This window comes from Pseudoalteromonas sp. CO348, assembly GCF_004208845.1.
Lineage (GTDB): Bacteria > Pseudomonadota > Gammaproteobacteria > Enterobacterales > Alteromonadaceae > Pseudoalteromonas > Pseudoalteromonas maricaloris.
The window spans coordinates 114,577-127,003 of record NZ_SGPI01000010.1 but is presented as its reverse complement, the minus strand read 5'-3'; the positions used below and the strand labels follow the sequence as shown (position 1 = coordinate 127,003).

Genomic DNA, 12,427 nt, shown 5'->3' with positions numbered 1-12,427 from the left:
GCGATGAACTTACCGTAGGAGCTCAGCTTAATTCATGCTGCAAAAAAGCCTCTCAAAAAAATTGCTCACCAATGTGCTGTCGGTTTACTTCCTTCTAACCTTTGTCGTCACATGTGGTCAAATCGTTGCTGAATACGTCAATACCAAAGACTATATTCGCAATGAACTTACCATGCTGCAAAAAACCTTTAGCCGCAGTTTGACCCGTGCCATTTGGGAACTCAATACGAAGCAGACCGTTACTACCGCTGAGGGGCTACTTGCGATCCCCATGATCGAAGGAATTATTGTACGTGATGACAGCGGTGAGATTATTTCGCAGCTTGGCCGCTCACTAGATATTCACGAGCTGTATAGCCAGCAGCTTGTTCAAGAAGAAGCAATAATCGAAGATACGCCATCCGGTTTATTTGGTTATACATTTCCATTAATTTTTGAATTCTCGGGACGTGCAACGCAAGTCGGCGACGTAACATTATTTTCTAGCCGAGAAGTCGTCTTTAGCCGCATCATGATTTCTATCTACTTTTTGATAGGTAATGCGATGATCAAGACAACATTCTTGATTATTCTGTTTTTAATTGCCTTCAGAAAGCTACTTACCGAGCCATTAAGCGACCTCACCGAGCAAATTGAAGACTTTGAGGTCGACAACGTTGATGGCCATAAAATAGATATCGGCGCAAAAGAGCGCAATGAACTAAAGATCATGGAAGAGGCATTCAATAAGCTAATTGATAAGGTCTCTGAATATCGTAAAAAACTCGACCAAACTCAAAAAGAGCTGCTGATCAGCAATGAAAAGCTCGACCAACATAACATTCAGTTGGAACAAGAAGTCGCACGAAAAACCTCAAACCTGAGCCAAGCGATGATGGATCTTCAGCAACAAAAATATGAATTAGAAAAGCAGAAGTTAACGCTCACAGAAGAGATTGATTTAAGAAAACAAACAGAAGAAGAACTATTAACGAAACAAAAAGAACTTGAGAAGTACGTAGATGAGCTGAATATGGCACAAGAGCGACTAGTAGGCTCTGAAAAAATGGCGGCACTTGGTGGTCTCGTTGCCGGTATTACGCACGATATTAATACGCCCGTTGGTATCGGCGTGACTGCGACGTCGTTTTTACAGGAACGTTTAGATCAGCTTGAGGCGGCGTACAACGGAAAAACCTTATCACCAAAAGCGTTAGAAGAATTTATTAGTGAAGCAAAGCAAAGTGCTAGCCTACTTACCACTAATTTAGACCGTGCATCTGAGCTTGTCGCAAGCTTTAAACAAATTGCAGTCGATCAGGCCAGTGAAGCGGTTCGTACTATTAACCTGAAGCAATACCTTGGTGAAGTGATCCGCTCATTACATCCAAAATTGAAGAAAACTCATCATCAAGTGAATGTTGAATGCCCTGAAGACATGACGCTAAATTTACCAGCTGGGGCAATTAGCCAAATATTCACTAACCTTATCATGAACTCTTTGATCCATGGTTTTGAAAATCAAGACCAAGGACAAATAGATATTAAAATCAAAGAAGACAATGGTATGGTTAATATCGTCTACAAAGACAACGGTAAGGGCGTAAGTAAGGCCCAACTAGACCGGTTGTTTGACCCCTTCTTTACGACCAAACGCGATCAAGGTGGCAGTGGGCTTGGTACCCATATTACCCTAAACCTCGTAAAACAAACTTTGAATGGGGATATCGAAGTAAATAGTGAAGAAGGCAAAGGCCTAACCTACTACATCAGCTTCCCAAAAGACTTACAAAAACCAATGGCGATGTTTAGCTAACCAAGTTTAGAACACGACAACCGTCCAATACGCCAAGCTGCAAAGTGGCGTATTGGCGCAAGATATATCCCCCACCACCAAACATCATCTAGTGGAATACAAGCCGTGACCTTTTTGTTATGATGACCGCAATTTTATTCCAGACGGGCATATTTCTATGTGGTTCAGTAACTTAATCTGCTACAAATTCAAACAAGATGTAACTTACGCACAAGAAGATTTCGAAAAAGCACTCGAGCAGGATATTTTTCGTCCTTGTGGTAGCCAAGACATGACCACTTTTGGCTGGACAAAAGCCTTCGGTAAACATGGTCAGATGCTTTCACATTTTTCTCAAGACAGTATCTTAGTGTGTGCTAAGCGTGAAGAAAAAGTGCTTCCTGCAGCCGTAGTCAATGAAATGGTCGCCGAAAAAATTGAGCAAATAGAGCAACAAGAAAATCGTCCAGTAAAGAAAAAAGAAAAAGACGATATTAAAGAAAATATCCTAGCCACTTTATTGCCTCAAGCGTTCAAAAAATCGAGCCTGCAATTTGCTTTTATCGACCAAAAATCAGGTTGGGTGATTGTAAATAGTGCCAGCTTCAATAAAGCGGAAGAACTACTTGCACTACTGCGTAAGTCTCTGGGCACGCTTCCTGTTGTACCTGCTTTTGCAAACTATGATTTAGACTTACAGCTAACACACTGGCTCACCGAGTTTAGTGCACCTGAAGGCTTTGCAATAGGCACCGATGCTGAGTTGCAAGAGCCAGACGACAACGGCGCTCAGGTAAAGTTAAAACAACATGACCTTTCATCAGACGAAATCAAAACGCACCTAGAAAACGGTAAACGTGTGACTAAACTCGCGTTAGATTGGCGTGAGCGCGTGAAGTTCGTTTTACAAAACGATGGCACATTAAAGCGTTTAAGCTATGCAGAAGCACTTAAAGACCAAAATGCGGATATCCCTAAAGAAGATCTAGCCGTTAAACTTGATGCTGACTTTATTTTGGTATCGGAAGAAATCAAAGAGTTGTTAGAAGATCTAACCAAAGGTCTTGGTGACGACGAAGGCCTAGAGTCTTAATTTAGTATCACCTAGGGCCTGTTGGCCTCTGGGTACGAAAAATTGATAGCGGATATGGCTATCAATTTTTCTTAATCCTGCTCAATACTTTATCTTCACAAGGTCACTTTGCGCCAATAGCGAACGGATTACACGCACTCAAGTACGAGCGTATAGTTACTGACTCGCCACTTTATTTGCACTAACCAACGCATTTGTCGCGCTTTATTTACTCGTCAATGGCATGATAGCAATTCGGCTTTGGCAGTAACGCTTTGCTAACCTGAATTTCAGGCATCGAAGACAGTTTACGCTGGTAGTCCCGATACCCGAAAACGGTAACTCGTACAATTAAACGGAGTTTGACGCGCGTGAATGTAAAAAGCATTTCATTGGCTTTGATGGTAGTGATCATTTGGGGGCTTAACTTTTCGGTCATTAAATTTGGCCTAGCAGAGTTGCCTCCTATTTTATTCTCAGGCTTGCGTTTTTTGGTAGTCGCGATCCCTGCAGTATTCTTCATTCCTTTTCCTAACACGTCGGTATGGAACGTGCTCGGGGTTGGGCTATTTTTAGGTGTGCTTAAGTTTAGCTTGCTGTTTATTGCGATGGAGTCAAACGCATCAGCCGGCATTGCTTCTTTGCTGCTACAAGCCCAAGTCATTTTCACGGTTTTGCTAAGTGTTTTGTTGTTAAAGGAAACCATGGATCGCTTTCAAGTGGTGGGGATTAGCATCGCAACGTTTGGCTTTAGTTTGTTTTTTATCAACTCCTCTGGGTCAACGACAATATTGGGCGCGGTGCTCATTCTATTAGCGGCATTATTTTGGTCGTTTTCAAATCTCATTATGAAGCGCCTGCAAGACGTTAATTTACTCCACTTTATTGTCTGGGTAAGCCTAGTGCCGCCATTGCCACTTTTTACACTGTCTTATTTTATTGAAACTGATGCCCCATTGACCTTACTACTAAACACTACAACACAGTCTTGGCTATCCATTGCCTATGTGGGTTATATCTCGACACTAATTGCATTCGCAATATGGGGTTGGCTACTTAAAAATCACAAGGCCGCGGCAGTGACGCCTTTTGCTTTATTAATTCCTATTGTCGGCATTGTAGGTTCAGCACTATTACTCAATGAGCAATTGATGTTAATGGAAGCCGTTGGGGGTGGTTTTATTTTATGTGGCTTAACGATTTCAGTTACAGGTGCTCGGATAAGCAGAATATTTAGAAAGCCCCGGGCCGAGGCTATGCCCTAAACGCCAAAGACCTCAACAGAGGTCTTTGTATTCACAGTAAGCAAAAGGCGCTAAGCAAACATTGTTTTAACGTCTTCGAGTACATTCAAATAAGTGTCATCAGCAAACATATTCACCTCTCTTATTACCCCTTTTTCTTCATACTGTTTTAGCGCTGCAGACTTATCCGACACCTGCAAAATACCTTCTACAATTGCACCAACACGAATAAAGTCGACATAACAAACATGTTCAGGCCGATAATTTGGATTTGCCCAGCTTTCTGCGACTTCAACAAACTCATCGGTGAATTCCCACTCTCGCATTATTGCCCCCCCAATTTTGCCGCCTAGTTTCTGGATGGCATGAGCCAAAAAGCTTGGATTGGCAAACACTTCGGGGTGACGTTCAGCCTCTGTCAAAATCGGTAAAACACCGATATTAAACACCAAAGAAGCCAAAGTGATTGTATCTTTGTTAAGCGACGTATGCTTATTGACGCGAAGATAAAAATCCATCGTTGTTATCGCTTGGCAAGCAACTTTTAGCGTTTTCTGCCAAGCTTTGTCCATGTAAGTTTTAATAAGCTTGTTATTAGAAACAAATAGCTGCTCCATCGCCATTGCAGTCGCTATATTCTTGATTTGTCTGAGACCGATACGAGTTACTGCTTGGTTTAAGGTGTTTACCTTCACCGAACGGCCCATAAAAGCGCTGTTGGCAACTTTGATCATACGTGCTGCAAGGGCCGGGTCGTGAGAAATAACATCTGCCATCTGCATCAAGTTAATTTCAGGGTCATCTGCCGCTTGCCTAACTCGCACTGCGATTTCAGGTAATGTCGGCAATACCAAGGTGTCGTTATTAATTCTGTCAGTTAGAATCGTGAGCAAAGCATTTTCTGTAGACATGAAACCAAATCCCTTAATAACTGAATAAAAAACCCGACTGCAAGCGTAAGCTTATGGCAAAAGTAAGCACTTGCTTGCTGGAGGTCACACTGCTGATTTTTAGTATCTATGACGTAAGTATTGTCTAACTTTCGGATAAAGTTAAGAAAATCTAAAAAAATAATATTTTATTTATATACCCTCAATAATTAGCAAGTTAGAATTCATAGTATACGGTGTATTGTGGCAAACTTTGCCGCAAAAATACTGAAAATGACCCACAGCTGGACACAAATGATGACCTTTCACGTTAACAGCGGCTTGCGTATCACACGCCAACCTAAGTTAACTAAGTATTGTGATACAAAATCGTGTAAGGTGATCGCCACATAATTAAGACAACAAGGGAGCATTATGAAACACTCTATGATTTCAGTTGCAATCGCGCTTGCAACAGGTCTCACCCTAACAGGCTGCTCTGAGCCATCAACCTCTTCAGAGAAACCTAGTGCACAAACTGAGCAAGCACAAGTTGATACTAAACAATCAGGCTATAAGCTAGTTAATGCATCTCAAGACCGGCTAGATATTTATACCCCAGTAACGCTAGAAACAGACTTGAGTCACTTAAACGATAACCAGAAAAAGATGTTAGCTTTACTCATCGACGCTTCGGTTATTATGGATGATTTATTTTGGCAGCAAGCGTTCGGCGAAGACAAAGCAACATTCCTAAGCAAAATCTCAGACGAAAAAGTACGCCAATTCGCGGACATTAACTATGGGCCTTGGGATCGTTTAAATGGCGACCAAGTTTTTCTTTCTGGCTTTGAAGAAAAAGCACTGGGTGCAGAATTTTATCCAAGCGACATCACCAAAGACGAGCTAAATAACGCCGATGTAAAAGATAAAACAGGACTGTATTCTGTTATCCGCCGCGATGAAAGCGGCAAGCTATACAGCACTTCTTACTCATCCGCGTATAAATCAGAATTGGATAAAGCCGCAGAGCTTTTACGCCAAGCAAGTAAACTGGCACAAGACAAAGAGTTTGCAAACTACTTAAACTTGCGCGCAGATGCATTAGTCAATAATAGCTACCAAGCGTCTGATTTCGCTTGGATGGACATGAAGAATAACCCGATTGATGTGGTAATTGGCCCAATTGAAACCTATGAAGACCAGCTATTTGGCTATCGCGCCGCTTTTGAGTCTTACGTTCTGGTTAAAGACTTAGCGTGGAGTGAGCGTCTCGCTAAATTTGCCGCTTTTTTACCTGAGCTACAAACCGGCTTGCCAGTTGACGATAAATACAAGCAAGAAGTGCCTGGATCTGATGCTGACTTAAACGCATATGACGTCATTTATTATGCAGGCCATTCAAACGCGGGTAGTAAAACCATTGCGATTAACCTGCCAAATGACGAAGAAGTGCAACTCCAAAAAGGTACGCGTCGCCTACAGCTTAAAAACGCCATGCGCGCAAAATTCGATAAGATCTTAGTACCAATTGCTGACCAACTTATCGTCCCTGAGCAACGTAAGCACATCACCTTTGATGCTTTCTTTGCTAATACCATGTTCCATGAGGTGGCCCATGGTCTAGGCATTAAAAATACTATTACAGGTAAAGGTACTGTGCGCCAATCACTGCAAGAACACGCCAGTGCGCTTGAAGAAGGCAAAGCAGATATCCTAGGCCTATATATGGTTGAGCAACTACTTAAAAAAGGCGAGATCACCGAAGGTACGCTTGAGGATTACTACATCACCTTTATGGCTGGTATCTTCCGCTCAGTACGTTTTGGCGCATCCAGTGCACATGGTAAAGCGAACATGATCCGCTTTAACTTCTTTAAAGAAGAAGGCGCATTTTCTAAGAACACGGATGGTTTATATCAAGTGAATATGGAGAAGATGGGCGCAGCGATGGAGAAACTGTCTAACCTTATCCTAACGCTACAAGGTGACGGCGACTATCAAAAAGTCGATCAACTGATCGCCACACACGGCGATATCAAAGCGGAACTACAAAAAGATCTAGATAAGCTTTCCAAAGCGAACATTCCTGTTGATGTTACCTTTAAGCAAGGTAAGCAGGTGCTAGGACTGTAATTACCGAGCACACCATGGTAGTGCTTACTACCATGGTGTAATTAATCCTAGATACAATAATCTTCGATTTCTCTTTGGTGTTTTTTGATGGCTTTTGTGGCTTTGTCAGATTTAGCAATCGCTAAATTTACTTTCGCATCATCGCATTTGTCTTGTAGCTCTTTGCGCATCAAATAGTTTTGATCCTGCTGTTGCTGCGCCAACCCTTCCACACCACTATATTCAGTTCTGGATTCTGGTTCACGATCTTTTTGATAAGGCTCTGGCACAGTCGCCTTACAGGCGGATAATAATGATACTGCCAAAATAACAACTAAACTTTTATTCATATCGCGTACTCCTTGATTTAAAACGGCAAAAGTCAATTTCAGTTATAACAGTTTCAGCTATAAACACAAAACACGTAGAGCTTAAAAGTTTGTAAAGCGCTTGATGTGTTTACAGTCTAATGGCCTTTTTGAGGCTTTAAGCAAAACTCGCTTTTAGCTGCTCAACTTCCTCATCACTATAGGGTTTTGCTGGATAGAGCCCCCAAACCGGTTTTGGCCATGCAATATCGGTTTTAAATCGTGCGATGTGGTGCACATGTAGTTGCGGCACCATATTACCAAGCGCAGCCACATTTAATTTATCTGGGATAAAGGTGTCTTGTAACAAACGACTCAGCTTGGCCGATTCTTGCCAAAATTGAACTTGCTGCGACTCAGGTAAATCAATAATTTCTTTCGCGCCCACAACCCTAGGTACTAAGATAAACCAAGGGTATTGTGAGTCATTCATTAACAATACGCTACACAGCGGCCACTCGGTAATTAAGATACAGTCTCGTTGTAATTCTTTAGCTAATTCAAATGACATAGTGAAACTCTTTAAATCCTATTTACTCGGCACTCTATCCGAATTTGTTGCTATTGCAAAGCGGCTTCATTACCATCCGATCAGACTTTAAAAATATAACAAGGTGGCTACCGTGCACTCTCGCATTAAACACTACACCATCGCCCTTCCGTTAGCGCTTGCCTCTGTCACCGTTAGCGCAGAGCAACTAACGCTAGAGCGACTTTTTGACGACCCGTCTCTTTCAGGTAAAGCGCCTGTAAAACTACAATTTTCTCCTGACGGTTCTCGTGTTACTTATCTTCAAGGTAAAAAAGAAGACTATAACCGTTACGACCTTTGGGAATACAATCTAAAAGACAATACCAACCGCTTGTTGGTAGATTCTGCGGCGCTATTTTCTGGCCCAGAGAACCTCTCAGATGAAGAAAAAGCACGTCGTGAGCGTCAACGTATTTTTGGCCGTGGTATTTTAGAATACAAATGGTCAAAAGATGGCAAAGCGCTACTTTTCCCACTCAATGGCGACTTGTACTACTATGAAATCGCTTCTGGTAAGAGCAAGAAACTAACGGAAACGGAAGCATTCGAAACCGACGCTCGCTTCTCACCAAAAGGTAACTTTGTTTCTTTTATTCGTGAGCAAAACCTCTATGCCATTGACCTTAAATCGGGTAAAGAAACGCAATTAACTAAAGACGGCGGTGGCGTAATTAAAAACGGCATGGCTGAGTTCGTTGCTCAAGAAGAGATGAGCCGTATGACGGGCTATTGGTGGTCGGGTGATGAGCAACAAATCGCCTTCACACGCATTGATGAAAGCCCTGTTCAAGAAGCCATTCGTAACGAAATCTATGCCGAAGAGGTCAAGTTATTCAATCAACGCTATCCATATACGGGTACTGCTAACGTTGAAATTGAACTGGGTGTTGTAAAGATCAATGACCAAAAGGTGGATTGGATTGATTTAGGCGACGATAAAGATATCTATATTGCCCGTGCAAATTGGTTAAAAGACAACAAAACATTGTCATACCAGTGGCAAAATCGCTCACAGCAAAAACTGGAACTGCGCTTTTACGATACTAAAAGCAAAAAACAGCAGGTTGCCCTGACCGAAACCAGTGATACTTGGATTAACCTACACTTTGACCTTGAATTCCTAAAGGACAAAAAGCATTTCGTTTGGGCATCTGAGCGCGATGGCTTTAAACACCTTTACCTGTACAGAACCAATGGCCAACTTGTCCGCCAAATTACTAAAGGCGATTGGATTGTTGAAAGCCTTCAGGGCATCGATGAGAAAAAAGGTATCGTATACTTCTCCGGCCGCAAAGACACACCGCTTGAAAGCCACCTATACAGCGTACCACTTTTTAAAGATGGTGATGCAAAACGTATTACCGAAAAAGGCAGCTATCATAGTGTCGTACTGGCGAAAGATAACCGCACCTTTATCGATAAAAGCTCTTCTGTAAACCGTCCACCAGCCGTTGCGTTACGAAAAGTGAATGGTGACTTTGTGACTTGGCTTGAAGAAAATGCGCTGAATAACGAACATCCGTTAACGCCTTATTTGAGCAATCTAGCTACGCCAGAATATGGCACGCTTAAAGCGGAAGATGGTCAAACCATGTATTACCGCTTATTTAAGCCAGCAAAGCTTGAAAACGGTAAGAAATATCCGGTTATTGTGAACGTGTATGGCGGACCTCATGCACAACGCGTGACCAACAGCTGGCGTAGCAAAAACTTGTATTTCCAATATCTTGCACAACAAGGCTATGTGATTTTCCAATTAGATAACCGAGGTTCATACAACCGTGGTAAAAAGTTTGAAGATCCAATCTACAAGCACTTAGGTGTAGTGGAAGTGGCTGACCAAATTAAAGGCGTTGAGTTCTTACGTACACTAGAGTACGTCGACCCTGAGCGTATTGGTATTTATGGTCACAGCTATGGTGGTTACATGGCGCTGATGACAATGTTTAAAGCAGGCGACTACTTTAAAGCTGGTGTCTCTGGTGCGCCAGTAACAGATTGGGCTCTATATGACACGCATTACACTGAGCGTTACTTGGGTCACCCAGATACAAATGCTAAGGGCTATGAGCAAAGCGCGGTGTTCCCTTATGCTGATGGACTAAAAGGCCCGCTGATGATTTATCACGGTATGGCGGACGATAACGTACTATTTACCCATGCAACGAAACTATTTAAGCAGTTGCAGGACGAGGTTAAGCCATTTGAAATGATGACTTATCCAGGCTCGAAGCACAGCTTGCGTGGCAAAAAAGTACAAACCCACTTGCATCAAACCATTACTGACTTCTTTAATCGTCATTTTGACGTTGAAGCTAAGTAAACACTTAATAGCGCCCAGCTTCCTATGAGCTGGGCACTTCTTCTTTTCTCTCCATTTAGTTCTAGTCCATTGGTCTAATTGTTTATTCTTCTAGACTAAGAAAAACTGAAATTATTGTTCTATCCAAGTTATATATCAATTGCATTAAGTAAATGAGCTATTTGAAGCGGAGAAATAGCTTTAGTAGCAAGGCAAAAATTTTGCTATTTAGTTGTTCTAAATGAGAAATTTTTAACGAAGCTAATATGGTATTTCACCCTTCAAATTGGTTGGAGAATTAACGCAATTGGTATTACTACTAAGATTAATTAGTATGAATTGATGAGGCGTTTGCGCTTCTACTTTCAATAATAAAAACGACATAAGGATTGCGTTATGTCCAAACAGTTTTTTCGAAATCTCACCATTTTCCAGCGCCTCGCGTTACTTATCATTGTAGTTATTATCGGCGTTATCCTTCAAAGCGCAGTAAGCTTATCGCAACAGTATGATGCTCTCGAAAAGCAGCAATATCATAAAACTCAAAACCTTGTTGAAAATACCTATAGTTTAGTGGCTTACTTTCATCAACAATATGTATCTGGGAAACTCCCAGAGGCGCAAGCGAAATCCGCAGCCCTTGATGCCGTTGCCGCTTTACGATACGAAGGTAATAATTACTTTTGGATCAACGACTATCACCCAAAAATGGTGATGCACCCATTTAAAAGCGAGCTCAACGGCAAAGATCTCAGCCAATCAAAAGATCCCACTGGCAAGCGCTTATTCGTTGAAATGGTACAAGTGGCAGAAAAAAGTGGTGCGGGGTTTGTTCCCTACCTTTGGCCAAAGCCCGGTAAAGAAGCTCCTGTCGAAAAAATATCTTACGTCAAAGCGTTTACACCTTGGGGTTGGATCATCGGCTCCGGTGTGTACCTCGACACTATCGAAGCTGAGTTTGCACACATTCGAAATTTGCTATTAATTGAGATGGCGGTGCTTATTATTTTGCTATTCCCATTTAGTGCAATCATAGGTAAGAGCATCATCACCCCCATTCAACAAGCCAAAGACATGATGAAAGATATCGCTCAAGGCGAAGGCGATTTGACTCGACAACTCGACGAAAGCGGCAAAGATGAGATAACCGCGCTTGCCAAATATTTCAACTTGTATACTGAGAAGATGCGTCATTCCATCGCGACAGTGGCCCATAACGCCAAAGAAGTTGAAACTTTGGCCAATCAGGTAAAAGCGGCTGGCGAAGAAAACTTGGCATTTATTGAGTCGCAAAATGACAATAGCCGCCAAGTCGCCACGGCTGCTGAACAAATGACCATGCAAGTTCGTGAGATCAGTAGCAATGCAGACACTGCAGAGCATTCCGCCGCAGACGCGCGCAATTACAGTGAAAAAGGCAAACAAACTATTTCTCAAACCATCGCCGCCATTAAAAAACTGTCAGAGCAAATTCAATCTGTGAGCGTGACCACAACGAGTCTTGCGCAAGAGAGTCAGCATATAGGGTCGGTGCTCGATGTTATTCGAGGTATTGCGGAGCAAACCAATTTACTTGCATTAAACGCGGCAATAGAAGCCGCTCGAGCAGGTGAACAAGGACGAGGCTTTGCCGTAGTTGCAGATGAAGTACGCACCCTTGCAAGTCGTACAGGTCAAAGCACAGATGAAATCCACAACATGATCGAGCGACTGCAAAAAGAAGCGCAGCAGGCCGTAGCAGCAGTTAAAATTAGCCAACAAATCTCGGAGCAAACGGTTGAACAGGTACAGCTTGCCGATAACGCATTAACCGAAATTGAGCGCCTTATTGACGCTATCTCGGATATGAGTACCCACATCGCCAAAGCCACCGACGAGCAAAGTCTTGCAGCACAAGAAGTTAATGAGCGAATAGCTCAGCTTTCTGACTCCACCCATCACTCTTTGGATACCACACATTCACTCAACAACACCAGTGAGCAACTAACACGAGCAAGTCACGAATTGAGTGACATAGTTAACCGCTTTAGAGTATGATATCCACCTTGCAGAGCACCTGTCAGTGCTCTGCTTCTTGCCCAATATATGATTGATATTCCTTATCTTGTCGATAAAAATAATCCGTGAGCGTCTTAGCTATTTTACCGCTAT

9 protein-coding genes are annotated in these 12,427 nt (G+C 42.4%); 6 read left to right on the top strand and 3 right to left on the bottom strand.

The window, feature by feature from the left end:
- Positions 1-34 precede the first annotated feature (34 nt).
- From EXT48_RS03225 to EXT48_RS03215, 3 genes are all read left to right on the top strand, one after another.
- Entirely contained in the window at positions 35-1,795 is a 1,761-nt protein-coding gene (locus EXT48_RS03225; protein ID WP_010372128.1) for a sensor histidine kinase, read from the top strand.
- Positions 1,796-1,952: 157 nt separating this feature from the next.
- Positions 1,953-2,867 (top strand): recombination-associated protein RdgC, encoded by a 915-nt coding sequence (gene rdgC / locus EXT48_RS03220; protein WP_010606126.1) that lies wholly within the window; start codon positions 1,953-1,955, stop codon positions 2,865-2,867.
- Between the two features lie 350 nt (positions 2,868-3,217).
- Complete coding sequence (locus EXT48_RS03215) at positions 3,218-4,111, top strand: EamA family transporter (RefSeq protein WP_045988947.1); 894 nt, start codon at positions 3,218-3,220, stop codon at positions 4,109-4,111.
- Positions 4,112-4,161: 50 nt separating this feature from the next.
- Here EXT48_RS03215 and EXT48_RS03210 read toward each other — a convergent pair whose 3' ends face one another.
- On the bottom strand, positions 4,162-5,001 hold the full coding sequence (locus EXT48_RS03210; protein ID WP_017216375.1) for an HDOD domain-containing protein: 840 nt from the start codon (positions 4,999-5,001) through the stop codon (positions 4,162-4,164).
- A 393-nt stretch (positions 5,002-5,394) separates the two neighbouring features.
- Between EXT48_RS03210 and EXT48_RS03205 the strand changes: the two genes are divergently transcribed.
- Positions 5,395-7,095, top strand: a complete 1,701-nt coding sequence (locus EXT48_RS03205) for a Zn-dependent hydrolase (protein WP_069022967.1) — start codon at positions 5,395-5,397, stop codon at positions 7,093-7,095.
- Between the two features lie 47 nt (positions 7,096-7,142).
- Here EXT48_RS03205 and EXT48_RS03200 read toward each other — a convergent pair whose 3' ends face one another.
- Positions 7,143-7,424, bottom strand: coding sequence for a hypothetical protein (locus tag EXT48_RS03200; RefSeq protein ID WP_069022969.1), 282 nt, complete (start codon positions 7,422-7,424; stop codon positions 7,143-7,145).
- Positions 7,425-7,560: 136 nt separating this feature from the next.
- Positions 7,561-7,953 carry an HIT domain-containing protein gene (locus EXT48_RS03195; RefSeq protein ID WP_069022971.1) on the bottom strand — a complete coding sequence of 131 codons (393 nt, stop codon included), beginning with the start codon at positions 7,951-7,953 and terminating at the stop codon, positions 7,561-7,563.
- 112 nt (positions 7,954-8,065) lie between these two features.
- Between EXT48_RS03195 and EXT48_RS03190 the strand changes: the two genes are divergently transcribed.
- The gene (locus EXT48_RS03190; protein WP_069022973.1) at positions 8,066-10,297 is read left to right on the top strand and encodes a S9 family peptidase; all 2,232 of its coding nucleotides are present in this window, start codon (positions 8,066-8,068) and stop codon (positions 10,295-10,297) included.
- Positions 10,298-10,672: 375 nt separating this feature from the next.
- Positions 10,673-12,313, top strand: coding sequence for a methyl-accepting chemotaxis protein (locus tag EXT48_RS03185; protein ID WP_045988951.1), 1,641 nt, complete (start codon positions 10,673-10,675; stop codon positions 12,311-12,313).
- Positions 12,314-12,427 lie beyond the last annotated feature (114 nt).